At 40.8% G+C, this 26,893-nt stretch carries 18 protein-coding genes; 8 read left to right on the top strand and 10 right to left on the bottom strand.

Features of this window, described 5'->3' with window-relative positions:
• Window positions 1-12 precede the first annotated feature (12 nt).
• The 8 genes from H8B21_RS04430 to dapF form a co-directional block, all read right to left on the bottom strand.
• Window positions 13-1,812, bottom strand: a complete 1,800-nt coding sequence (locus H8B21_RS04430; RefSeq protein ID WP_190312554.1) for a RagB/SusD family nutrient uptake outer membrane protein — start codon at window positions 1,810-1,812, stop codon at window positions 13-15.
• A gap of 10 nt (window positions 1,813-1,822) precedes the next feature.
• Window positions 1,823-5,356 (bottom strand): SusC/RagA family TonB-linked outer membrane protein, encoded by a 3,534-nt coding sequence (locus H8B21_RS04425; protein ID WP_223814826.1) that lies wholly within the window; start codon window positions 5,354-5,356, stop codon window positions 1,823-1,825.
• 90 nt (window positions 5,357-5,446) lie between these two features.
• Complete coding sequence (locus H8B21_RS04420) at window positions 5,447-6,526, bottom strand: FecR family protein (RefSeq protein ID WP_190312553.1); 1,080 nt, start codon at window positions 6,524-6,526, stop codon at window positions 5,447-5,449.
• A gap of 92 nt (window positions 6,527-6,618) precedes the next feature.
• Entirely contained in the window at window positions 6,619-7,218 is a 600-nt protein-coding gene (locus H8B21_RS04415) for an RNA polymerase sigma factor (protein ID WP_190312552.1), read from the bottom strand.
• A gap of 24 nt (window positions 7,219-7,242) precedes the next feature.
• Entirely contained in the window at window positions 7,243-8,886 is a 1,644-nt protein-coding gene (locus H8B21_RS04410) for a beta-N-acetylhexosaminidase (protein ID WP_190312551.1), read from the bottom strand.
• A 22-nt stretch (window positions 8,887-8,908) separates the two neighbouring features.
• The gene (locus tag H8B21_RS04405) at window positions 8,909-10,573 is read right to left on the bottom strand and encodes a glycoside hydrolase family 18 protein (protein WP_190312550.1); all 1,665 of its coding nucleotides are present in this window, start codon (window positions 10,571-10,573) and stop codon (window positions 8,909-8,911) included.
• A 138-nt stretch (window positions 10,574-10,711) separates the two neighbouring features.
• The gene (locus H8B21_RS04400; protein WP_190312549.1) at window positions 10,712-13,588 is read right to left on the bottom strand and encodes a DEAD/DEAH box helicase; all 2,877 of its coding nucleotides are present in this window, start codon (window positions 13,586-13,588) and stop codon (window positions 10,712-10,714) included.
• Between the two features lie 222 nt (window positions 13,589-13,810).
• Window positions 13,811-14,608 (bottom strand): diaminopimelate epimerase, encoded by a 798-nt coding sequence (gene dapF, locus H8B21_RS04395; RefSeq protein WP_190312548.1) that lies wholly within the window; start codon window positions 14,606-14,608, stop codon window positions 13,811-13,813.
• A 210-nt stretch (window positions 14,609-14,818) separates the two neighbouring features.
• Between dapF and H8B21_RS04390 the strand changes: the two genes are divergently transcribed.
• A complete protein-coding gene (locus tag H8B21_RS04390; RefSeq protein ID WP_190312547.1) occupies window positions 14,819-16,360 on the top strand; it encodes a Do family serine endopeptidase in 1,542 nt (513 codons plus the stop codon).
• 71 nt (window positions 16,361-16,431) lie between these two features.
• Here H8B21_RS04390 and H8B21_RS04385 read toward each other — a convergent pair whose 3' ends face one another.
• Window positions 16,432-16,824, bottom strand: a complete 393-nt coding sequence (locus tag H8B21_RS04385) for a hypothetical protein (protein ID WP_190312546.1) — start codon at window positions 16,822-16,824, stop codon at window positions 16,432-16,434.
• Between the two features lie 107 nt (window positions 16,825-16,931).
• Between H8B21_RS04385 and H8B21_RS04380 the strand changes: the two genes are divergently transcribed.
• The 7 genes from H8B21_RS04380 to H8B21_RS04350 all read left to right on the top strand — a co-directional run bounded on the left by H8B21_RS04380 (window position 16,932) and on the right by H8B21_RS04350 (window position 24,638).
• Entirely contained in the window at window positions 16,932-17,123 is a 192-nt protein-coding gene (locus H8B21_RS04380) for a hypothetical protein (protein ID WP_190312545.1), read from the top strand.
• A 124-nt stretch (window positions 17,124-17,247) separates the two neighbouring features.
• Entirely contained in the window at window positions 17,248-20,442 is a 3,195-nt protein-coding gene (locus H8B21_RS04375; protein WP_190312544.1) for a SusC/RagA family TonB-linked outer membrane protein, read from the top strand.
• A 17-nt stretch (window positions 20,443-20,459) separates the two neighbouring features.
• A complete protein-coding gene (locus H8B21_RS04370; protein ID WP_190312543.1) occupies window positions 20,460-22,067 on the top strand; it encodes a SusD/RagB family nutrient-binding outer membrane lipoprotein in 1,608 nt (535 codons plus the stop codon).
• Between the two features lie 136 nt (window positions 22,068-22,203).
• Window positions 22,204-22,641, top strand: coding sequence for a low molecular weight protein-tyrosine-phosphatase (locus H8B21_RS04365; RefSeq protein ID WP_190312542.1), 438 nt, complete (start codon window positions 22,204-22,206; stop codon window positions 22,639-22,641).
• A 19-nt stretch (window positions 22,642-22,660) separates the two neighbouring features.
• Complete coding sequence (locus H8B21_RS04360; RefSeq protein WP_190312541.1) at window positions 22,661-23,011, top strand: hypothetical protein; 351 nt, start codon at window positions 22,661-22,663, stop codon at window positions 23,009-23,011.
• Between the two features lie 51 nt (window positions 23,012-23,062).
• The gene (locus tag H8B21_RS04355; protein WP_223814825.1) at window positions 23,063-23,785 is read left to right on the top strand and encodes a peptidylprolyl isomerase; all 723 of its coding nucleotides are present in this window, start codon (window positions 23,063-23,065) and stop codon (window positions 23,783-23,785) included.
• A gap of 85 nt (window positions 23,786-23,870) precedes the next feature.
• Window positions 23,871-24,638 (top strand): exodeoxyribonuclease III, encoded by a 768-nt coding sequence (locus H8B21_RS04350; RefSeq protein WP_190312539.1) that lies wholly within the window; start codon window positions 23,871-23,873, stop codon window positions 24,636-24,638.
• On the opposite strand, the gene H8B21_RS04345 is transcribed toward H8B21_RS04350, so the two are convergent.
• Complete coding sequence (locus tag H8B21_RS04345) at window positions 24,639-26,765, bottom strand: ATP-binding response regulator (protein WP_190312538.1); 2,127 nt, start codon at window positions 26,763-26,765, stop codon at window positions 24,639-24,641. It lies immediately after the preceding gene.
• Window positions 26,766-26,893 lie beyond the last annotated feature (128 nt).

The following is a 26,893-nucleotide window of genomic DNA, read 5'->3' as shown; positions in this document are numbered from 1 at the left end:
GTCCATAATTTGTTAGTTCCAGTTCGGATTTTGATCCAATTGTTTATTTAGCACCAACTCATCCGGAGGTATAGGCATTAAGTAATCCCTGTTTTCCTTAAATTGATATCCTCCGGGTAGGAATTGTTGAAGTGGGTGCATCCAATTTTCATTATCGATCAAAATAGTTGCCAACACAGGTGCATCTATGTCTGGAAAAGATTGGTATAATACGCCATCGTGGCCAAAGTAAGCTCCACGTCCAGATTTTCCCTGAAAAAGTTTATGACCTTTCCACCGCATCAGGTCGTCCAATCGGTAGCCTTGGAGAGCTAACTCTGATCTTCTTTCCCGACGTATTTCCTGTAGGTTGGCTGTCAATGGGTAGCCAAAGTCTGAAAAAGAGGGATCGATAAGACTTGGTTTGATATACGTTACGCCCGCTCGTTCTCGGAGAACTTTTATGGTCTTATTCAGGACATTATCATCGCATTTGCCTAGCTCTTCTGCCGCTTCTGCATAACATAATAATGCTTCTGCATATCGGATAACACCAAAAGCAGTCTCTCCATTGCCACTGACAAAGGTCTCATCCACACCGAGTCGGATATGGAAACCTGTAACATTTTTATTTTGACCGTCACCTTTCAAATAAGGAGGGTTGATAATGTCCTTGTCCGCATCGGAATAGGCCTGCACCAGCAAAGGTTTTGCTCCACTGGCCGAAGACCTGAATTTTGTATCACTGTGCATTACCGTGGCGGTAAGACGAGCGTCCCGACCAACAAACATCTGATTGAAGTCTTTATGAATAGCATCGTGTGGATGGATGAATGTTCCGTCGCTATTTAAGTAATTATTGACCAATTCCAAAGACAAGCCGGCAGGCCCTGCTTGATCCACGACACCAGTTCCCAATAACCCTGTTAATGCGTGAAAAATACCACTCGCATTGGAATATTGTTTCCAAAAGACCACTTCGGATATCGAGGATAGATCTTTTTGGTTAAAAAGCTGGCCAAAAGCCTCTTCTTCCGATTGAGCTGTACCATTTCCTTTCTCATGCAACGTCAGTGTATTTAGTAGAAACAGCTCATCTCCCCATTTCATTACTTCTTCCAAAAAATAAACCGATTGATTGTCCTCGGCGTCAAATACGGTATTTTTGTGATATTTTTGCCAGGTGCCTTCGTATAAGGCTACACGCATGGCAAAGATCATGGCTGCTTCCTTGGACAAACGTAGACCTTTAAATTTAGAACGGCTATGCAACAATTCCTTTGCTTTCGTCAAATCTTCCAATATGAATTTCACGACCTCGGTACGATCTTTTGCAGGTATCTGTAAGCCGTCCAATGTAGCCCGTTGATCCCACAATTGATCCATAACGGGAATCTTGCCGAAACGGGACAAAAGGTAAAAATGCCAAAAAGCACGTAAGAAATGAGCTTCACCTTTTAAGGACAAGATATCTGCCGATTCCAAGGTCGGATCCACCTTATAGTACGTGAAAAAATAATTGACTCCACGCAGATTTTGATAACCCGTATTCCAGTCTGTACCACCATCAAACACTCTAAGCTCCCCATTTAAACGTCTATCATAGTTTTCAGCAAGAATATTGTCCGAATTTTTCTCTTCGCCACGTACGCCCATACCAAATTTTGGAAGGGAAGGCAAAGCCATATACAATCCGTTGATATAGTTTTCTATCTGTGAATGTCCCACTAAAAAATTATCACTATTCGGGGTTGTCAATGGTTCTCTATCTAAAAAATCAGAACAACTTAAACAACATATGCTCAATAAAAGCACGATAAATATCTGTTTCATAATCAGTTTTTTAAAAAGTTAGATTTACACCTAAAACAATATTTTTATTCATGGGGTATACTTTTCCATTTCCATTTTGCAGCAGGATCGATGTCAATCCCGGCGCACTGGCATTGCTACCCCCAGCCCATGTGTTGACTTGATTAATCGTTTCTGGATCAAACTGCCCCTTAAGCGAACTTATTGTAAACAAATTGTCCGACGTCACGTATGCCCTCAGATTGCGTATACCTAGTCGCTCTATGGCTTTCGTTTTAACAGTATAGGATAGCATTACGTTTTTCAACCGCACATAGGCCGCATTCAGCAAATATCGCGTTGTATTGTAACCTGTATTGACTTGATAGTCCATTTGATTGGGGTCCGTTAACCGAGGTAAATAGCCGTTTGGATTATCGTAGCTAAAATAATCGAGATGCTCCTTAAAGTAATTTCTACCGCCAAATAGATATGTACTTCCAGCCATTGGGAAGTCTCTTTTGGCAACTCCCTGAAAAAATGTAGATAATTCTATCCCTTTATAGCCCAATTTAAAATTAAATCCAAAAGAATATCTTGGTGTTGTATTACCGATGATCATCAGGTCGCCGTGATCATCCAATGTACCTTTGCCCGGGTCTACCTTGCCATCACCGTCGGTATCCAAATAGTGTAAATCACCAAGTTGCCAAGCATTGTCGGCCTTAAAGAAAGATAAGTCAACTTCGTTCAGGTATTGATCTATAGCACGGTTGGATGTAAACAGATTATCGGCTTTATATCCCCATATTTCACCAATATCCATTCCTTTATAATAGCCTTTATTACGTGGTAACCCTGTATGATTGTTATACAGCATGCCTTCTGGGTTATTATATTGGGTAACGATGGCCTTATAATCAAAGAGGTTAAAACCCACACTATAGTTCCATCCGGATTTCAATTGGTCGGTCCAGTTGACGGCAAGTTCCCATCCACGGTTGCGCAGTGTTGCATTATTTACTTTAGACCGCGCGCTCGGTGCCAGTCCCGACATAGAGGGTATGGCTTCGGCAGGGCCGATCATGTCCCTGGTTGTCCGTTGATACATATCGGCTGTCAATGACAATCGATTATCAAAAGAAAGGAGGTCTAAACCTAAATTAGCATTATCTACTTTCTCCCAAGTGATAAAAGGACTAAGCATATTGGGTGTGATGGCTACCGTGCCTAATCCAGGGGTTGCATTTACTCCTGGCAACAACCAACCGTTTGCATGATCGGGTACTAATGTCATGGTACTAATATGGTCGTAAAGTCCTGCTCCATTCTGATTGCCCAAACGTCCATAGGACACCCTGACTTTTAATTGAGAGATTGGCAAATTCAAACGAGAAAAATAATCGGTCCTGGCCATGTCATATCCGGCAGAAAAGGAAGGAAATAATCCCCACCTGTGTGCTCTGGCAAAACGCGACGAACCATCATAGCGACCGCTGATCTCCAAAAAGTAGGTGTTGGCGTAATGCCAATTCAAACGGGCAAAAGTTCCCATCGTCGCCCAGTGGCTACGGGCTTCACCTGCATACAATTTCCCATTTGCATTGTCAAACGAATAAACATCCTCGCTCATCATAGCATCTTTGTACATATACTCACTAGAGAACTGTTGCACTTCTGCTTGGAAACCTGTCATCGCCTTGAAGTAATGATTACCGGTTTCATAGCTATAACTTGTTGAAATATTTGGAGAGAGGTAATAATTAAAAGCGCTACCCCGCGTATACGATCCAAACTGTGTATTCTGCCACATCATGCCAGGGTATTGATATCCCTGTCTATTTCCTTCAATCATCATGAACGCGCCGGTTGGCAGCTGATATTGTGGTCTCTTTAACGTAAAATCATTGCTCTCTACATCAAAGCGCATGCGCATATCTGCCATGATATCCCAGTTTTTCAACGGCGTAACGGTCGCCGATAATGCTAGTGCATCCGATATCCTGGCCTGCTGATAGGCGGCATTGGTCAGATACATCATTTCGTTCCAATTAGGAAGATCATAAGCCGAATTTACGGGAAGATGTGTAGGTCGATTCGGGAAGGCGTTTGCTATGGTACCGTAAAAAATCGTTTGGTTGGGCATCGGACGGTTGATCTTATTGTACGTCAGATTATTATTAAAATTGAATTTAAGCCAGTTTTTGGCACGGACTTCCAGCTTCGTGTTGAGATTCAACTTCTTCATTGTATCGTCTACTTTATCCAAAAGACCTGTTTGATTTACAAAACCTGTTCCTACGTAATAGTTGGTTGTCTCTGAACCTCCTGTGATATTGAGGTTGTGTATATTCAACCGGGATATATCTTTGAAATAGTAATCAAACCAATCCGTATTGGCATATTGGTTATCATAAGCCCCTGCCCAGTCCGATCCATCAGGATTGAGTCCTAAACCAGGTAATCCCTCACCGTAAGGATTTTGTAGAAATTCTTCCATTTTTTGGATCGTTTGTTCTGAAAAAATAGGTCTTACCCCCATATTGTCGTTTCGCTGATTGATATAATGGGCAAACTCTATTGAGTTCATCATTTGCGGCATATTAATGGGGCTATTAAACCCCATTGTACCCTGATAGTTGAGTCTGGGTTTTTCGGCTCTTCCGCTTTTTGTCGTCACCAATACCACACCATAAGCTGCTCTTGCTCCGTACACTGCCGATGCCGAAGCATCTTTTAGGACAGTTACGCTTTCCACATCGGCAGGGTTTACATTCTGCATACTCTGTTCGACCCCGTCCACCAGAACATATGGCTCGCCTCCATTGATCGAACCGATTCCCCGTATATTAAATTGAATTTCGGCACCGATCTCGCCCCCTACGGGATTACTGGAAGAGGCATCGGTGGCAAAGTTCAATCCTGCCACATTTCCTTGTAATGCACTTGTCAAGTCGGTAATAGGACGGGATTCGATGGCGTCTTGTTTCACTGTTGAGATAGCCGAGGTGATCGTATTCCTTTTTTGCTTATCCATTCCCACGACGACGATTTCGTCCATAACGCTTACGGAAGGAGTCAGTTTGATAACACCTAAATTAGCTTTTGCTGTGATCCGTAATGTCTCGTAGCCCAAATAGGATATGGTGAGCTCTGTCTGATAGTTTTCCACCCGCAGAATAAATGCACCATTGGTATCTGTGTTGACTTCCTGCCTACTGCCTATTGCACGTACTACTGCCGAAGCCAAAGGTTTGCCATCGCTTCCTACAACAACACCTCGTGTCTCTTGCTGCTGTTGCCCCAAGACCGACACCCGCTCAAGAATGACCGTTTTTGATTCTATTTTATACTGCAAAGCGGTTCCTTTCAGAATATCTGAAAGAGCCATTTCGATATTAGGGTAATAACCTTGCTTCGGTTTGACGTCAATCGCTCTAGCATGATCTGACAGATAAATAAAATCATAACCTGTCTGGTCGCTGATGGTCTTAATCGTGGACTCCAGTTTGTTCGTTTTTTGCTCTAATCGAATACTTTGAAAGTTTGCCGCATGAGATTGATGGACAAAAACCAAACTTGTCATTAACAAGAAATGGCGTAATGACTTACATAAAAATGAAGGTATTCTCCATTTTGCGTTAAAATAGTTTGTTTTTTTAATCATTATTCAGGTTTATTTTTTTAGTGTTAACGTATTATTTATCAGTTTGAATTGGATTCCTGTAGACATCGTGAATATCTTTGTTATCTCCATTAGGCTTTTATTCTTGGATATACGTGCATTTAATCTGACAGAAGTATCTACACCTGCACGTTCTATTTTGACATTATACCAGACCGCTAGTTTTTGCAGTATATCCTCCAAAGGCTTGTTCTCAAAATAGAAATAACCATCCCGCCATGCCAATATCTCATCAATAGATACCGTTGTGAATTTCTGTTGTCCATTTTCACCTCGAATACTTTCTCCCGGGCTAATGTGGATAGACCCCGCCCCATCCACATTGCTAGTTACTACACTTCCTTCGATCAGTGTGGTTATGCTTCTGTTCTTATTCGCATTAACATGAAACAATGTCCCTTTCACTTCAATCTGTTGTTGATCCGTATACACCAGAAAAGGCATCCCATTTTGATGCTTTACATGAAGAAGTACATCGCCCGCTATGTGAATTTCCCTTTTATCCGTAGTAAAATGAGTCGGAAAACGAACGGTAGAGCCTGCATTGATCCACAAAAATGTTCCATCTTCTAGTTCTACTTTATATTCGGCTCCTGCAGGTGTGTGGAGTGATTGCCATACCGTCTCACTTTTATCGTGTTCCTTCTTGTTGAGCAGAGAGCTTATCTGCATTGACGTGCTATCCAACAGGACATAATCAGTATCATCGCTCCCTTTCATATAGGCTTTAAAAGTTCCGGCAGGTTTATCGCTAGCCTCCATATCTACCATATCTGACGCCAGCAATTGCTCTGGTGTTTTGCCAGAAAAATAAACGTAGCCCAGGCCACTTACCAGAAGTAAAGCAGCGCACGCCGCATAATGAAACCATCTCAAATTAAAAAATCGACTTCTCTGTTCCTCGATAACGGGTTTGATCTCTCGCAGATCCCTTTCCAATTCCGATTGATCCCATATTTTTCCTTCATCTTTTTGCAAAGCAGAGATAGAAGAGTAAAGCTCGTCAAGTTCCGATTCATTCAATTTTCCTGTTCGATATTTTTCCAATAAAAAGTGTATTCGCTTTTTCATCTTAAACGGATTGCGGTTTATACAAAGTGAAGACGGGGCACGCTGATAAAAGTGGTATAAGGCTATTTAAAAAAAATCACGATAACGGCTCGCTATGAAAAAATAAAGAATATAAGAATATATACAATGCTCTTTTTTAGTCGTTTAAGTGCTAGATATATTTGTTTTTTTACAGTGCCTTCGGCAATGTCTAGGTCGGCTGCAATCTCTTTATAACTCTTGTCTTCCAGTCGACTCAACAAAAATACTTTACGCATCTGTTCGGGCAGTTTATTCAATTCAGATTCGATGATCTCTTCTAGTTCCTGCTTGTGGAAGTGGTTTTCATCTGCACCGTCATGTTCGTTGCTAATCATCATGTAGTTTTGATAGTCGATCCGAACCTTTTCTTTGGCAAAAAGATCGAGGACTCTATTCCGAACGGCTCTGTACAAATATGATTTCAGATTACTGTCGATAAGGAGCTGTTCCTTTTTATGCCATAGCATAGCAAAAAGATCGTGTACTACATCTTTTGCTAAATCGACATCCTTCAGCATTCGACAGGCATGTACATATAAAACTGGTGAATACCTATCGTATAATAAATTAAAAGCCTGTACATTACCGACCCGTAGTAAGTTGAGTAGATTTTTATCCTCTAATTTCTGCAATTCGTCTCTATCCAACATATTTACTCCACCTATTGACATGACGGAATAAGTAAAAATAATGATTTATTGTCTAAATAGCTCATGATGAAACCGTATGCCCGTTTGTTGCCAACGTTGATAATGTCCGCCGTTGAGTCTACGAACAAAACCATCAACATCTTTTTGTTCAGGTTTTGTCCAAGTCGCTTCCGCAAATGCAGGTAAACGAGGTAGCATCATATATTCCAAGTGTTCCAAAGATGGTATGAACTCTGTCCAAATAGCAAACTGTACGCCTTTTATAAATTTATGGTATGTCTCACCCCCGAGATTGGCATAAGGAGAATATGCATACACGTTATCTAGGGTGTTGATAGAAAACTTTACAGCTAACGGTTCTTTAGCTGGATCATCCTGATACCTATTCAGATACAACGGGTCACTTGGTGACATAATCACGTCATGCCCCATCTGTGCAGCTTTGATGCCTCCCTTTTCACCACGCCAGGACATCACCGTACTACTCACTGGCAACCCACCCTCTAAAATTTCATCCCAACCAATCAAGTGTCTATTATTTTTTGCTAAAAAATTTTCAATCCGCTTCACGAAATAACTTTGAAGTTCCTCTTCGTCTTTTAGATTCTCTTTCTGCATGCGCCGCTGACAATATGTACAATTTTTCCAATGCGTCTTATCTACCTCATCTCCACCAATATGTATATAGGTTGAAGGAAACAGCTCGATAACCTCGTCCAATACAGACTCCAAAAACTCAAAGGGTGCTTCTTTGCCTGCACAGAACTCGAAGTTATACCGCTGTTGATTAGCTAGACTACCCATCGCGGTTTTGTTCGGAACCGCCTGTGCCTTGCCGTTACATGAAAGTTCGGGGTAGGCCGCCAATACAGCACCCGAATGCCCGGGGAGCTCAATCTCAGGCAATATTGTAATATGGCGTTCTGCAGCATATTGAACTACCTCCCTAATCTCTTGCTGTGTATAGAATCCACCGTACCGATACGTGTCGTTCAAATTCAAGGTGGAATCATCCTTATAAAACTGGCTACCATATACTTCATCACGCCAGGCTCCTATTTCGGTCAGTTTGGGGTATTTTTTTATTTCCAGACGCCAACCCTCATTGTCACAGAGATGCCAATGGAAGACATTGATCTTGTACAAAGCTAGCAGATCCAATAGATGGAGAATCGATTCTTTAGGATAGAAATGCCGGGATACATCCAACATCATTCCCCGCCAATCTATCGCGGGAGCATCGATAATCCGGGCAGTGCGCAATACGATTCTATCGTTGTTTCTTATGGGAGGCAAGAGTTGTCGTAAAGTTTGCAATGCATAGAAAACACCGGCATGTCCTTTCGCCGTAATCGCTATGCCTTGCGGATGGATATCTAGTTCATAACCTTCCTCATGTTGTTTTTCATCTGATCTGACAACGACTTGAATATTGACGGTTTTCTTCTCATTGCTGACAACTTTTAATCCGCTGACCTTCTGCAACTGTTGCCTGAAAACTTCTAAGGTCTTTTGGATAGTATCGTTCTCGCCTTCGTAAAGTATACCGATATCTTTATCCAATCTAAGGTTGTCGTTTCCATAAATAATCTGTTCGGGCTTTGGTATGATCGGATACTCTTGTGCCATTCCTACTAAAAAAAATACAACTTGCAGGATAGCAAGAAAAATAGTCTTATTTTCTCTCATTATATTACTAGAATTATTTCCGCTATTTGTTCTCATCGCCATTCATTATATGCACGACCTCTCTGAAGAGTGATTTTGGATGATTAAAAGGTACATCAGTTGCTAGGTCCCAGGACATAACACCCCTTAGATTATGCCTCTTTACCAATTCGACTTTCTTTTTTATAGTTTCCAATCCATTGAAAGTCAACGTAACGACCTCACGACCGACAGGCAAAGAAACCGTGTCTAAAAGAGGGGGTAGTTCTGGGTTGAAGTTTAAGATATCCCGATAGCTTTTTGCGATGAGTGGACGTCGATTATCCGATGCTACACCATAGAACGGTAACCCCATCACGATTTTATTGGATGGGATGCCATATTCGGTGAAGAGATTAATCTCCTGTACAAAAGTTTCGTAACCAAAGCGAACAGGACTCGGTCCATATGCTTGCAGAGAAACAAAATCCAATGCTTCAATAGCTTTCTGGGAAATTTTATAATACAGAGGATGCAAGCTGGCACTGATGATATATTGAGGGCTCAATACACGGCGACTGGTCACGATGGCATTCGAATAAAAGTGCCATTCCCTTTCATTTACGCACCACTCCAGATCAAAATCAACACCATCCAATGCATTCTCTCGCAAGCAGGAATGAAGTTCCTGCACAAATGTCTGTGTAGCTTTCTCTGAAGAAAGGGCAGTTTTCCAATCACCATGAATCAATCCCAATCTTATTGTAATATCTTTTTGCCCGATAGTCTGGCGAATATTCGCTAAGATATTTTTCCATGAGCGCAGGTCTTTTCCCACATCATTCGGATCGTCATAATTCCAAAATGCTACCGTTTTTGTATGGCTCCATTTGGATAAATCTATAATACCTTGCTCATGTTCATTCCTATCTTCGCTAGATAAAGCGGTATGGTTGAGATAGGTATTGTCCAATTTGGCATCCAATCCCTTCCCTATCAGAAAAGATCCCTGCATAAAAGGTAGTTTTAATTCTTGGTGTTGTCCTGACCCTGTGAAAATCTTCCCATTCAAAAAAAGCACAGTAGAAAGCTCATCGTTTGATTTTTCATTATAGACAAAAGTCACCTGTTGCCAGAGGTTAACGGACAATCCGACTTTAAAGAAAACCTCCTTCACCTGCGTGTGATCTTTTATCTTAAAAATCAATCCCGGATTTGAAGGAGAGGAAAACCGTAGGGATACTTCTTTTTCTTCTCCTTGTTTGATAAAAAGATAAGTCCCTTCTCGCCATTTTTCTATATATAACCAAGTACCGAAGGTAAAAGCTGAAACTGCAGTATGACCCATTGTCACTAACAGGTCTTCTTTGGCGTTCATCTGGCTATGTTTGCCGTGAAGCGATAATACACCTGGTTGCGAGTGATAGTTTTCGATGTATTCTCCATCATTCACCGTTCCCCGGTTATCGGGTAATTCAAAAAACAGCCGACCATCTTTATATATACTTGCATTCAATAGAATAAGATCATTGGAATGAAGGATTTTTGATGTATCAATAGCACCGTTCTCATAAAATGAGTTTCGGATGTACGAACTGATAAAAGAAGTCGAATCCGGAATATTTTTGTAATTAGGAGTATAAGCAACTGCCAGACTCCTTTGACAGAAAGAGACTAGTAAAAACAGTACAAAAAAAAGGTACTTCACCAGGCTGATCGATGTTAGCATATCTAGTTATATTAAACTAGGACGACTAACAAAGACAAAAGTGGTATATCTATTTTAAATTTATCTGCTCACTACGGATAGAAACGTTATGTTGTGTCCGGTGGATGACCGGTAAATTTTTTTTTCGTCAAAAAAAGTTTACCGTAACAACTCTTGTATATCCTCTGATGATAGTGATTTTATAAAGCTTTCCTCGGTGGTAATGAGTGCCGTGGATAACGCCTTCTTTTGACTTTGGAGTGCGAGTATCTTTTCTTCAACGGTATCCTTACTGATGAACTTGTAGATAAATACATTTTTTGTTTGGCCGATACGGTGCGATCGATCGATCGCCTGTTGTTCTACCGCTGGATTCCACCAAGGGTCTAAAATAAACACGTAGTCGGCTTCAGTGAGGTTAAGTCCCACGCCGCCGGCCTTGATGGAGATTAAGAAGATTTGTGTATTTTCACGCTCTTTAAATGTGTTTACTGCGTCCGCTCTGTTTTTGGTATTCCCATCCAGGTAAGCATATGCTATTTTTTCACGATCGAACGCATCGCGAAACAGCTGTAAATGTTTTACAAACTGGGAGAAGATGAGCACTTTATGATGCTCTGCGATGATGGATTGCAACATCTCCATAACCGTTTCAAATTTGCCGGATGAAAAGGCTTCGTCCCCGTCTGCCATTGCAGGGTGGTTTGCTATCTGCCTAAGCTTCGTAAGTCCCTGTAATAGCATAATCTGGTTGCCCTGTCCGTTTTGTTGCATCTGGTTATCAAGCAGTGCATTTCGATACTCCGATTTTATACGCTCATATAATCTCGCTTGCTCTTCCGCCATTTCACAATAAATCGTTTGTTCCGTTTTGGGAGGGAGTTCTTTCGCTACTTGATCTTTGGTACGCCGGAGAACGAAGGGCTTGATGATAGCTTGCAAACGGGCAGCTCTTTCCTCGTCTTTCTTTTTCTCGATAGGTATCACAAACTCCTTTTGAAAATAGCTGTAGGAGCCGAGCAATCCCGGATTTGCAAAATGCATTTGTGACCATATATCTGCTACAGAATTCTCTATTGGAGTACCGCTCAAAGCTAGTTTATGTTTACTTTTTAAAACTTTAATGGCTTTAAAAGATTTGGAGGTCGGGTTTTTGATGTGTTGACTTTCATCCAAGATGATATAGTTGAAGAAAAACTTGCTTAACATATCTGCATCGCTGCGTACGATCCCATAAGTGGTGATGATCAAATCGAAATGTGACAAGCCAAAAGCATCTTTTAAACGGTTGGAACCGGTATGGAGGTGTATTCGAAGCTTGGGAGCAAATTTTTCTGCTTCTTTTTGCCAATTATAAATAAGTGATGTGGGCAGTATCAGAAGGGAAGTTTTCGCATAGTCTGTTCCGTTCAAATGCTCTTTCTGTTGTTGTAGCAAGGCGAGTGTCTGTACGGTTTTTCCTAATCCCATATCGTCAGCAAGACATCCGCCAAACTTATATTCTTGAAGAAAATGAAACCAATTGTACCCAGCGAGCTGATACGGTCGAAGATCTCCTCGGAAACCTGTTGGAATGGGCGCTTCGGTAATCTTATTGAAATTTAGTAATTGTTCCAGCTTGCGGTGAAAGGAAAGTTCCGTATGTTCCGATATTTCGTATAACAACCCAATATGGGTTTTACTTAGCTTTAAGCTATGCTTGTTTGTTGTAAAAAGGAACAAATGTTCATACTGGGAGAACCATTCCTCGGGTATAATAGCGATTTCTCCATTTGGCAATATAAACTCCTTATTTTTATTTAAAATATGTTCCCGCAATGCTATAAATGGAATTTCATAAGGTCCAAAGCGAGCTAAGGCCTGTATATCAAACCAATCGTTACCCTCTTCGATGGCCATTTCCAATGAAGTCTGTCCGATGAAGATGCGTCGGTCACCTTTTGCTTGGGTAATAGAAAACCCTTTCTCCATAAGAGTGGATTGGTTTTGATTTAGCCAATCGATAATAGATGCGTGCTCTGCTTTGACTATATAATTTGCGAATAGCAAATCTTTCTTTTGAAGCCCTAACTCTTCTAGGTAAATACCCTGATTTTTCTCCCAAGTCAACGAACGCTTTATTCGATGGAATACATAGCTATCCGTTTCTTCGTTATGTTCTAAACGTACCGTAACGGGATGGTCTGTACCAGCGGAAAATTCATAAGGACCGTAAGCAAAAGACAGCTGCAAAAAAGATTGACCGGTAGGAGCGTAGAATAGTTTAAGAATCGGGGTCGCATTTTCTTTATGCGTTTTAATGTCAAAACCTTCGGCATAAACATGATATTTTTCTATTAACCCGCTTACAAATGTTTCAAAGTATCGTCTTTCTGTATTACGGGCTACGCTGATATAACGTTTGTTTAGAAACGGGCTGAGTTTTTTACCATCTATATCTTGTTCAAAATAATAAAGCTTATTCTCCAATAATAACCAAGCCTCCCTGTTCACAACAACCTGTGCGCCCTTATACATAAAATCCAATCGATGACCATTGTGTTTTAACGTCGGGAAATAGCGAGTCTCTGTTTCGTTACGGCGAAAATGGAATAAGATGGAAGTAGGTTCGTCAGCAATATGTATTTCCTGATCGGCGGGATAACCGTCTTTGCTCATTAAAAATAGAGGCTTGCTCCGTAATTGCTTTAAAACAGTGAGCATCTTCTGTTCGATTTTGGGTCGTATCCTATCATAAATTTTATCATCGAATACTTTCCCGAAAAAATCAACAGGACGTATGGCCTTTTTGTTGAATGCTTTAATAATATGTGTTTGTTCGATTTCATCTAATAACTTAATAAGATGATAATCGGTTTCGTCTAATGCAGGAGCAAAATCACCAATGGTATTTGTAAAAATACGTTTATAGCTCAACGAATAAGAGCCATTGGGGTTCAGTTGAACAATATGGGGTTCTATCAGATAACCCAGATAAGGATGTTGTCCTAACGAATAGATTAACTTGAATGGTAATTTACGATCAACCTGCTGCATTAAAAATCCGGATGCTTTCTAAAAAAAGTTCTAATATAAGGATTTTATTGTTCTTTTCCCCGTGAAAAGAACCAAAACCTCGTGGCTTCGGATATTTGAAATAAGGGATAGTACTAAGGATGAATTTCTACATACCTTAAATATCCGGATGCCACGTTTATGTGTTAAGTAGGGGTAGTGCAATAGCGTAATTAAAGCGATTAATGATTGGTTGTCCCCTTTTTATCTAGAAAAAGGGGAAAGAAATGTCCCTTCGAAAACAAATTGAGCAGGACCTTTAAGACGCACATTTGTAAATTGTTGTCCTTGCTTGTGAAAACTGATGTACAATTGTCCGCCGAGCACGCGGATGGGAATTTCCAGTTCGCCTTCTAAGTTCTCATGTAGAGCTATAGCCATAGCGGAGGCGGTAGCCCCGGTGCCACAAGCAAATGTCTCATCTTCTACACCGCGTTCAAAGGTGCGGACAAAATATCCATTACCCTCTTTTTCTAGGAAATTCACATTAATGCCGTCTTTTTGATATGTATCGTTATTGCGGATAGCGGATCCGATGTGATACACGTCCATATTTTTAAGATCGTTTGCCCACGTTACGTAATGTGGGGAGCCTGTGTTCAACACATATGCTGCTCCGTCTCGTTCTACAGAAGACACATCTATCATACCCAAATCCACTTGATTATCATGGATATGAGCATCATGTTTGCCGTCTACTGCCAAAAAGACAGTCTTGTCAGTTATGATGCCGAGATCCCGTGCAAACGCAACGATGCATCGTCCTCCGTTGCCGCACATGCTCGCCTCGCCACCATTGGCATTGTAGTATACCATTTCAAAATCAAAATTTTTATTATTTTGAAGAAGCATTAAACCGTCTGCACCAATTCCGAATCTTCTATTACATAACAATTGAACTAGATCATGATTATCTCCGTCAAAAAAACCACTTCTGTTATCGATTAACACAAAATCATTACCTGCCCCTTGGTATTTCGAGAACTTTATTTTTCCGTCCATTTGTTTGATTATTTGATAAGAAATTAATATCCTTGTTACAAAGCTAAGTTTTATTGTTAAATCTTGTTAAAAACCAAAGCAGAGCTGTTTCATTAACATTTTTTAACTGTCAAAACTACCCAAGCAATTCCTAATGGTATTACATTTGAACAAGCCGTAAAAACAAAAGTAAAAGAAAATATTTTTAAAAAATAATAGATAATTACAGCAATGAAGAAAATAGGAATGAGTTTATTGATAGCTGCTGTTGGAGGTGCGGTAGCTATAGGGGGGTACAAACTCTTTGAGAATAAACAAAACGAAAACATGACCTTTGAGGAACAGCAAAAGGTTTATTTCGCAAATAACCCTGGAAGTGAGATAATGTCTTCAACCGGCAATCCGGATTTTACAGAAGCCGCGGCGGCTGTATCACCTGGTGTTGTGCATATTAATGTAACAATGACCGCTCGGGGTTCCAGAGGTGGTGGCGGGTCTCCTTTTGATATGTTCGAGGAATTTTTTGGTATGCCACAACGTCGCCAACAGCAGCAACCTCGCCAGGCTAAAGCATCTGGATCGGGCGTCTTGATTTCTCCTGACGGATATATTGTAACCAATAACCATGTTGTAGAAGACGCGGATAAAATTGAAGTAAAATTAACTGACCAACGGACATTTGAGGCGAAAGTTATCGGTAGAGACCCAGACTTCGATCTGGCATTGCTGAAAGTGACCGCATCTAAGCTGCCTTTCGTTAAATTTGGTGATTCGGATAACGTACGCATTGGCGAATGGGTGTTGGCTGTTGGTTATCCATTGAGTTTGCAGTCTACGGTAACAGCCGGTATTGTGAGTGCCAAAGGGCGCCAAATTGGTATCCTAGGTGAGCAAGGACAGGGATCACCTTACGGATATGGGCAACCACAAGAGCCTATGGTGCGTACTGCAGTGGAGTCGTTTATCCAAACGGATGCCGTTATTAACAAGGGTAACAGTGGCGGTGCATTGGTGAATACACGCGGCGAATTGATCGGGATCAACGCCGCTATAGCTTCACCGACTGGTGTTTATGCTGGTTATGGGTTCGCTATTCCAGTCAATCTAGTGAAGAAAATCGTAAACGACTTTAAAGAGTTTGGTGCAGTACAACGTGGATATGTGGGTATAAACTTCCGTGAGATAGATGAGGCGATCAGGAAAGAATACAAGATTGACGATATTAATGGTCTCTATGTGTTTGATGTCGTAAAAGAGGGTGCGGCGGCAGCGGCAGGTATTCAGAAAGGAGACGTGATTACGAAAGTAGAGGGGAATACAATTTATTCGTCTTCCGACTTACAAGAACGTGTGGCGCGATTGAATCCGGGCGATAAGCTTAAACTTACTTATAAACGCGATGGAAAAGAACGTGATGTAACGGTTACCCTAAAAGCGCAAGAGGCAAAAAAATCGAGTGCCGATGAAGAAGTTAGCGCGAGCGCTACAGAGATTTTCAATAAACTGGGAGCAAGCTTTACACCTGCTTCCGACGCGCAGAAGAAGAAATTTGGTGTGAATTCAGGTGTTGTGATTACACAGGTACACCGTGGCGGAATGTTTGAATATTTTGGTGTTGAAAAAGGTTTAGTCGTTACGCATGTGAATGGAAAACCAGTGAACAATGTGGATGATGTAGAGTCTGCTTTAGGTAGCACAAAACGGAATATCGTCCGTATTACAGGCGTTTCAGAAAGTGGAACGGTCGAATTCAACTTCCCGATCCAATACTAATTGAATTAATAGATTTATTTCGGACGCGTCATCTGCTGAAAAGTAGATGACGCGTTCTTATTTTGGTGGAACTAGATTTCGTCCTTTAGTTCCATTTTTAAATTGCTTAGTTTTTCTTCTAATCGTTTGATGTCTTCCTGTAGTCGAGCTATTTTTTCATCTTTAAGAAGAATAATCTCTTTACGGGCTTCTGCTAATTCTTTAAAGTCAAGAAATTTATCTGCTGTAAGCTGACCGTCCTTTTGGGTTTGTTTTAACATCTCTCCCTCGCCTGTGAATAGCCAGTTAGCATCTAGGTCACAATAAGTTGATAGTATTTTTGCTATATTATCTTGTGACAATGACCCTCTTCTTCTAGCTTTTCCGATAATTCCATTAGATAACCCCGTATCTAATGTTAATCTGTTGTCATTCAGGTTTTTGAAAACCATATACGCGTCTAGTCTATCGAAAAAACCTATCATCAGCTTTATTTTTTTCTTTTTTACATATCAATTTTGATATATTTGCGCAGTTGTATATATCAATCTTGATATATAGGTCAGTTGTTAATTACGTTACACCTAGCACAATGGACAAAAATACTAAAAAAAGAGCCTCCTACAACACGTTGGTCATTGAGCGTCTCCATGAAAAATATGGATATAGTAAGAATTATATACGTGAGTGTATCAATGGAACTAGAAAAGCGGAGGTAGCTGATATATTGAAAAGAGAATATACTGAATTGGAAGAAAGGGTCAAAATAGCGTTAGGCGGCTAATTGCTATAAACAGTTGTTCATATAACGAATGAAGTAGCGGACCAACTGTTCAATTTCCTGTCCTTAATAATACTTCGGTAATCTACTAACACAAGCATTTTTTTAACTAAACAAACAAATAAACATGAAACAAAAATTACTCAGTATGCTATTTGTGCTGACGTGCCTGGTAGGGCAATCGTTCGCACAAAGCCGACAAGTGAGTGGTCGGGTAACATCAGCAAGTGATGGCGCTCTTATTTCTGGAGTGTCTGTTGCAGTTGTTGGAACATCGAACGCTACACAAACAGACGGTTCAGGAAATTATTCCATTGATGTGATTGGAAATGACGCGGCGCTCGTATTCTCCTATGTAGGCTACGATAGCCAACGTGTCAACGTAGGTAATCGTTCTACCGTGAATGTACAGTTAGTGAGTCATGACGAAACTCTGGAAGAGGTGGTTGTAACCGCTCTCGGCATCACTAGAGAAAAGAAATCCTTGGGTTATGCTACACAGGAAGTCTCGGGAGACAGACTGTCCGCTGCCCGTGGGAATAACGCACTACAGTCCTTATCTGGGAATGTTGCCGGAGCTACCGTATCAGCGCCTTCTTCTAGCCTAGGCGGTTCTACACGGATCATTTTACGTGGTATCGGATCGTTAACGGGAGAAAATAAACCGTTGATCGTCGTCGATGGAATACCAATGGATAATTCCAACTACAATACTGCTAATGCAGAGCGTGGTGCGGGTGGACGTGACTACGGCGACGCCGGCTTTGATATTAATCCCGATGATATCGAATCGGTGAACGTACTGAAAGGCGGGCCGGCATCAGCACTATATGGAGCAAGAGCGTCTAACGGCGTCATATTGATCAAAACTAAAACGGCTAAACAAGGACGTGATGAGATCGTCTTCAATACCGGCGTGGCTTTTGAGAATTTAGGTATTACACCAAGATTGCAGAAATTGTATGGTGGAGGATATGAATCGGACTTCAGTACAGCCACTATCAATGGTAAAGAATATCAAGTAGTCGATTATTCCGCTGACGAATCTTGGGGACCGAAATTAGAAGGACAACAGGTATTGCATTGGGATGCTTTTGACCCAGATGACCAGGCTAATTATTTACAAACCCGCCCGTGGGCGTATCCTAAAGATGATTATCGATCTTTTTTCAACACAGGCGTTAGTTACACCAATGCGTTATCACTAGCAAAATCGTATGAAAATACAGCAGCGAGACTCTCTTTATCGAACGTTACGCAATCAGGGATTGTACCGAATAGTGAACTTAAACGAACAACCGCAGCTTTAAGTATAGATAATAAATTCTCGGATAAATTGACTGCTAGGGGAACAATCAATTATGTGCGTACGAATGGCTTTAACAGGCCTGAACAGGGATACGGTGATAATTCGATTGGTCAGAAGATGTTTCAATGGGGACAGAATCAATTAGATTTTTCCCGTCTTAAAAACTATAAAACAATAAGTGGCGCACAAAAATCCTGGAATATAAGATCTTGGAACGATCCGATACCGAATTATGCAGACAACCATTACTGGATTGTTTATGAAAACATTGCAACGGATCAGCGTGATAGGTTTTATGGAAACATAGAGTTGAAATATGATATCATGCCTGGGTTATATGCAACGGGTAATATCTATGGCGACAACTATACCTTAAAGATTAATCAGCGGGTGGCGGAAGGTTCGGTCGCGACATCTGCTTTTGAAGAAGATATAAGGGAATTCACTGAAATGAATTATGAAGCGCGGGTGCATTTTGATAAGAATTGGGACGCTTTTTCTTTAAACGCATTTGTCGGTACAAATCGTAGAAATACAACCCAATTTTGGTCAGATGCTGGAACCGCTGGAGGACTAGTTGTACCTAATCTATATACTATAAATAATAGTCTTCAGCCGGCGACACTTACAACAACACTTTCTAGAAAGCGTGTAAATTCAGTATTCGGTAACTTTTCAGTTGGATATAATGATTTAGTTTATGTGGATTTCGGTTGGAGAAACGACTGGTCGTCGACATTACCTGAAGCTCATAACTCCTATTTCTATCCTTCTGTTACGGGGTCATTCGTATTCTCACAGTTGGTAGAAGCACCTTGGTTGAACTTTGCTAAATTCCGTGCGGGATGGTCTCAAGTAGGTAACGATACAAGGCCGTATCAACTAATGGATGTGTATCTGAACAATGCTTTTGACAATAAATCTTTTTTGGGCAACCCTTATTTCTTAAAAGGACTTTCTAAATTGAATCCGGAATTACGTCCGGAAACCAAGAGATCGTATGAGTTTGGTATTGAAACACAAATGTTTCAAAACAGAGTGGGTATCGATTTTACATATTACAATGAAGAAACGACTGATTTGATTATGCCGGTAACCACAGGGGCAGAAATAGGTTTTAGTTCGAGAGTACTAAACGCAGGTCGAGCGGTAAACAAGGGTATTGAGGCTATGTTAACTTTGGTGCCGGTTCGTAATGAAAGTTTTGAATGGGTTTCAAATATCAATTTTGCCAGAAACAGGAATAAAGTCGTTGAACTAGCAGAGGGTTTGCAGTCTTTAACTATCGGAACGGCGCCGTTCAATGCTACTTTAATTGCAAGACCAGGACAACCTTATGGTCAGATTTTTGGATCGGATTTCATTTATGACGATGCAGGTAACAAGGTTGTTTCTGCAGAATCTGGATTATATTTGAATTCTCAAAATAAGGATTTAGGATCGATTTTACCTGACTTTAATGCGGGATGGCGAAATACCTTTACTTACAAAGCGTTTTCACTTTCAGCGTTGATTGATGTTCAAAAAGGAGGTAAATATTTCTCTGTCTCTAATATGTTTGGCCACTATACAGGAGTCTTAGAAGAAACGGCAGCTAATGGCGTGCGAGAGAATGGTGTAGTTGTCGATGGAGTAACAGGAACTGTTACCTATAATGACGACGGATCGTATACAGTAACGGACACAGAGGTGAATGCACAGCGCGTAGAAGGTAAAGAATATTTTAGACATTTCTATGGAGGTCCAACTGCACAAAACGTTTTCGATGCAGATTATGTGAAATTGCGTGAGATTACGTTCGGCTATACGCTGCCTACCGAGTTTATTAGTAGGTTACGGATAAAAGGAGCCATAATTTCCGGTTTTGCAAGAAATCTGGCAACATGGGGATTAGCTAACAAAAACTTTGATCCGGAAATGGCGACCACTGGAAGTGGTAACATTCAAGGGTTTGAAGGTGGAAATCTCCCTGCTTCTAGAACTTTCGGACTGAACTTAAAATTACAATTTTAAAACTTGATTATTTCAAAATGAAAAATATAAAAGCAATATTATTGTCTTCTGTCATCGGGATTTCCACGCTTTCCATGGTGTCCTGTACAAAAGACCTTGCGGAAATCAATAAGAACCCGAACTCTCCTGAGATCGTTCCAAGCTATACCGTTTTTAACGGAGCGAATAGGTACTTAATGACGTATACTCGAGACGGGTGGTGGATGGCGCGGATGTCAATGCCTTGGATGCAGTATTCTGCGCAGAACAATTATGTTGAAGAGGATAAATATCAGTATCGTGACGCGCAGACAAATAACGGTTGGATATATTTATATCGTTCGGCCAATGCCTTTAAGGATATTATTCTGATGTGCGAAGATCCTGAAACAAGTGGACAAATGTCAGGCTATGGTAATTTAGATAACCAGATAGCAGCATCACGAATTATGTTAGTTTATACTTTCGACAATTTGATAACACATTTTGGCTCCGTCCCATATTGGTCGTATGGACAACGGGATAATCCCAACTTTCAAGCATTGGAAGCTGAGCAGTATCCTTTACCAGTCTATGCTGAGGAAGAGGAAATCTATGCAGACTTATTGAAGGAGTTAAAAGAGGCTGCGGCTCAACTGAATACCGACGAAGCCGTCTTCAATTTGTCTACTAACGGTGACAATATTTATGGAGGAATTGCTTCCCAATGGAAGAAATTTGCGAATTCGCTACGCCTTCGGATAGCCAACCGTATTAAACATGTATATCCGTCTGCTGAAGCCGAAATTGCGGATGCCATAGCGAGCGGTGTATTTGAGTCTAATGCAGATAATGCAATTCATAGCTTTAGCTCAGTTAATGCAGATTCGGAAGGTAATCCGTTGTGGCAAACGTTTTATACCGGGACGCCTCGGACGGATTTTTGGCCAAACCGTTCTTTTGTACAACTTCTCAAAGGCGAAACGGATAATTTTGGATTTGATCCACGTCTTTATAAAATTGCTGCACCTAAAGGACTGACGTTTGGTGCTTATAGTAGCGGTTATCAAGATTCTGACAACATGCAGGATTATATCGGCGTACCCAATGCTTTGCCCAGCGTGGAGACATATTATCAGACAGCAACAAATATTAACTTTTTTTCTAAAGATATTCTGTCCTCAGAACGGGGTGAAGTGTTAATGGAATATGCAGAGGTAGAGTTTATTTTAAGTGAGATTAATAACTGGTCGCAGGATCATTATGAAAATGGCGTACGGGCTAATATGGAACGTATAGGTGTGGAAACGTCAGATATCAACGCTTTCATCGCCAATCTGCCGGTTGCAAATGAACGAAATGTATTAGTGCAGAAATATGTGACATTATTCTATAACCCAGATGAAGGATGGAACGAATATAGAAGAACGGGATATCCGGATACGGAGATTTTATTGATGCCTGGGGAGACGGCTACACGTCCGCACGACGGATCAACGTATACATTTAGACCACTTCAGTCGGGTAACGTCGTAGCAACTGACTTACCTGCACGTGTACGCTATCCGGTTACTCAGCAAACATTGAATGGTACTAATTGGCGTGCAGCATCCGGTAAACTAAGTAATGGAGACCAAATTAATAGCAAGCTTTGGTTTGCTAAATAAACCGTATTTTTAAAGATACTATTGGTAAAAAAGGGTGTACTCTTTCCAGGAGTGCACCTTTTTTATGGATCATCATAAACATATCAACTTTCTGGATTATCTTTTGTATCTAAAAGAATAGCGTTATTTTAGAAGCATGAAGATTTTAATGGTTTGTTTAGGTAATATCTGCCGGTCACCGCTGGCACATGGGGTGATGCAACATCTAGTGGAAGAGGAAGGCTTGGATTGGGAAATAGATTCCGCGGGGACGGGAGATTGGCATGTTGGGCAACAACCCGATAGACGATCGATAGCAGTAGCAAAGAAATATGGGGTAGATATAACATATCAGCGAGCCCAATGCTTCCAAACGGATTTTTTTGAACGTTACGACCATATTTATGTCATGGATAACAACAACTTCCGAGACGTCACAGCGCTGGCGAAACGCGAAGAAGATAAAGCGAAAGTACGTATGTTTTTGCAACAGGATATCGTGCCGGATCCGTATTACGATGAAAATCAATTTGAGCCTGTTTATAATATGATTGAGAAACGCTGTCGCGAACTTATTCGTGAACTGCGTAAATAATTCCCTACTTTTGCCAAGTATGAAAGCATCGGAGATTAATAAGAAATGGGGGGAGTTGCAACGTGTTATTGCAAGCGACTTTGATATGGAACTCCCCGATATTAAGGTAATGCTTTTTCTTATCGGTGTCCAAGAACTGGGAAAAGGCCCGCAGCAGTTTTCTAAACGGCAAAAAGAAGAGCTTATGCATATCGCTACTTGCCGTTTATTTAGCGCGATGGGCTTCTATGAACTGAAAGGACTGGATGAAGAGGGCTGGCCACATTGGGACTTAGTGAAACCTATTCCCAACTATACATTGTTAGAACAGGAGATGATCCTCAAATCATTGATCATTGATTATTTTGAAGATACCTACACCTTATCGTAATATTGATTTATGGAGATAGATTTTAGGAAAATAAGTCTGCTTGTATTGAGCATGCTTTTATTTACAGTAGTTTGGGCGAAAACGCCTAAATACCATTATGTATCGATAAAAACGGATAAAGGCGAATGTTTATTGAAGCTTTATAACGAAACCCCCAAGCATCGGGACAACTTTGTCAAGTTGGTCAAAGAAGAATACTATGAAGGGTTGATGTTCCATCGCGTTATCCATAATTTCATGGTGCAGGGTGGTGACCCCAATTCGCGTTATGCTGCACAGAAACAGCCGCTAGGCGAAGGCGGACCCGATTATAAAATTCCGGCGGAGATTCAAGAAGGCCTTGTTCACAAGAAAGGGACGATCGGTGCGGCACGCGATGATAATCCTGCAAAGCAGTCTTCGGCTTCTCAGTTTTATCTAGTACAGGGGCGTGTATTCACACCTGAGGCATTGGATTCCTTAGAGCAATTTAGATTGAAAGGGAAGAAACTGACTGCGCAGCAAAGAGAGTTGTACACCACCATTGGAGGAACACCGCACCTGGATGGGAATTATACCGTTTTTGGCGAGTTGCTGAATGGCGTGGAAACCATCGATAAAATTGCGGCTGTCGAAACAGATGAACGGGATCGTCCCTTAGAAGACGTACGTATGTCTATGAAGTTGTTGACCAGAAGAGAGGCCTTGAATCTCGAACGGGAAATGGAAGGGTTAACCCCTAAGACGGACTTTTTCACGAAGTTTCTGGATATTTTTCATTCACGGTATTATTAAATGAAACCATCATGGTTTATTCAAACCACACAGGGAGGTGAATGAACCTGATAGCTTCATTACCATAAAAAAACAATTTATTCGAATGAAAATCATCACTTATAATGTAAATGGCTTGCGGGCTGCGCTCAAAAAAGATTGGTTGGGCTGGATGAGGGCAGTGAATGCAGATGTGGTGTGTTTGCAAGAAATTAAAGCTACGCAAGACCAAATTCCCGAAATTCTCTTATTGGAACAGTTGGGATACGAGCACTACTGGTATCCGGCGCAAAAGAAAGGGTACAGTGGTACAGCTATTTTTACAAAGATCACACCAAATCATGTGGAATACGGCTGTGGACATGAAGATTATGATTTTGAGGGACGTACTATTCGTGCCGATTTTGACGATGTTTCTGTTATGAGCGTATATTTTCCCTCCGGAACAACAGGTGATATAAGACAAGACTTCAAATACCGTTTCTTGGATGATTTTCAGCTGTATAGTGATAAGCTACTACAGGAACGGCCAAACTTGGTAATCTCAGGCGATTATAATATATGTCACCGCGCTATTGATATTCATAATCCAAAATCTAACGCCAATAGCTCAGGCTTTCTGCCAGCAGAACGTGAATGGATGGAGAATTTTATTAATTCCGGATACATTGACTCTTTTCGATATTTAAATTCTGAACCGCATCATTACACTTGGTGGAGCTATCGTGCAGGAGCACGTGCCAGAAATCTCGGCTGGCGGATTGACTACAATATGGTGTCTAAGCCCTTAGAAGACAGAATTGTTACCGCAAAGATTATCCCCTCTGCTGTGCATTCTGACCATTGTCCAGTGTTGTTGGAGCTGCGTGACTGATCACGATTCATGAGACAAGATACAGGTTACCAACTGATGTTCATCCAATGGTTTGCTTAAGACACAATCAAACGTATAGGTTTGGTTTTTCTTTATTTTATCTTCCAGGTGCATAGTATCTGCCGTAAATGCAAAGACTTTAGTATTCTGTTTCTCATTATTGTCCCGAACTTTCCGAAGTACATCCCAGCCGTCAATCTCAGGCATGGAGATGTCCGTAATAACAGCATCTACTGGGTTTTGTTGTATAAACGTTAAGGCGTCGTCCGCTTTCTCAAACGCATATACATTTGGGAAATCCTTAAAATAATGTTTTAAATAGAGAATATTGATACGGTTATCATCTATCAGCACCAGCTGTACGTCTTTTGAGAGATCGGCTAAGGTATAAGCCTTAGAGGCGTTGGTTTCCAAGCGTTTTTGTTTAACCGGTACCGACAATGTAAAGGTAGACCCTTTTCCGACCATACTATCCAAGGTAATATCGCCTTGAAGTTGTTCCGATAGCAATTTGGAAATATAAAGCCCAAGGCCAAAACCTTTGGTTTTGCTCTTGTTGTCCGTCATGTAATATTGTCGGAAAATTTGAGACTGGTGTTCGGGCGCAATTCCTAAGCCTGTATCCTTCACTTCTACAAAAAGTGTATCTTGACTACTTACTTTTCTTGTGTAAGCTTTTATGCTCACCGTACCTTTAGGCGTATATTTTATAGCATTGCTAATCAAGTTAGAGACGATTTGCCTTACCCGAAAAGAACTGCTATAAATTTCCAAGTTGGGGTCAATATCAATTTGCTGTGTTAAGGATAAGCCTTTTTTTCGTGCTTGATAGGTGTGAAGGTTTATGATATCTAATAATAACCGGTAAGGTGAAAAGTATTCGTTTTTCACCTCCAATGCCCCTACTTCGAGCTTGCTAAGATTCAAGATATCGTTCACCGTACTATTGATGACGGATATTTCATATGCTGCCGAATCCAAGTACTCCGGTTGAATCGTATCCTTGCTGCCGTTCTTACGCAAAATGTCGATAATGCCCATGAGTGAATTAATGGGAGAACGTACTTCATGGCTTATATTGGCTAACACGCTCGTCTTTTCTTCAGCAACTTTTGCCGCGTAGTCTTTTTCTTCCTCTAATTTCTTTTCGTAAGTGGTAGCCCTAGATTGGTAGTAGAGGATAAACAGAATCATGAGCAACATGACAGATAAGGAAAAGATAAGTTGATTGCCCAACCGTTTGGTGTTTTCCTTGTATATGCTCAAATCCCTCGCCTCCGCTTCACGGACAGCTGCCCGTTCCAACTCCCTAATATTATCTACACCGATTTTTAGATTGTTCAACAGAAAGTAGTTCGCTTGGATAAGCGCTCTCTCTTTTTGCCTCAACGAAGTAAAATTTCGTCGTAAATTGCCTAGGCTCCGATTGTATATTGTCTCGTTCTGTACGATAAGATTCTCGACATTTCGTTGTAAAACATCGATCTGCTGTACATTAAATTGTTGTGTGGTATTGGCAAGTAGGGTATCATTCTTGGCATTAAAAATACGGTTGAAGAGATTCTGTTTTTTTCGCACTACGGTATCCACTTCGTTAAGTGCGGTATCATTTAGGATTTTACTAATAGCCGAATCTGCAGATATATAGCGTGGCGTAGCTACTCGCTGTGACTGCGAAGATGCCAATATCGGGAGAGAATCCTGCGCCATGAAAACCAAGTCATCGATTGTCTTTTTAAGCGAGGCAAATTCACCTGCCAATAAGTCCCTTTTCTGAATGTCTGTATTACTTTGTTGTAATAAACTATTGGTATTAGGAAGTGTGGAAAGCGAATCTATGTAATATTTAATGGTATCGAGCTTATCCCGGTATTCCTCGTAGGTATCTTGGTTAAAGTCTATTGTATATTGCCGGAAGAGGTTATCTGCTTCTCCATAAACAGAGAATAGACGATAGAATGCAGACGATTGTTGTAGCCCCAAAGCGTACGCAGCATCTAAACGCTCTTTTACTTTCTGGTAAGCTATATATTGGTAAATAAAGACAATGCTTATGTAGGCAAAAATGGCGATAATTGCACCGATGAGTACTTTTCGCAGTAAAAATGTTTTCTTACTTTTTGGCACGGCTACTGGATTTAATTTGAAATTTAACCGTTAAATTTCTTGGAAACAGTCAGTTAATATGGTTCAAAGATAAATAAAATGGCAAACAATAAATATTTATTCGTGTTTTATTATCTATTGTTTGCCGT

Source organism: Sphingobacterium chuzhouense, from assembly GCF_014692525.1.
In the GTDB taxonomy this organism is placed as follows: Bacteria; Bacteroidota; Bacteroidia; order Sphingobacteriales; family Sphingobacteriaceae; genus Sphingobacterium; species Sphingobacterium chuzhouense.
The sequence above is the reverse complement of the archived record's forward strand: the minus strand, read 5'-3'. Positions and strand labels throughout refer to the sequence as shown.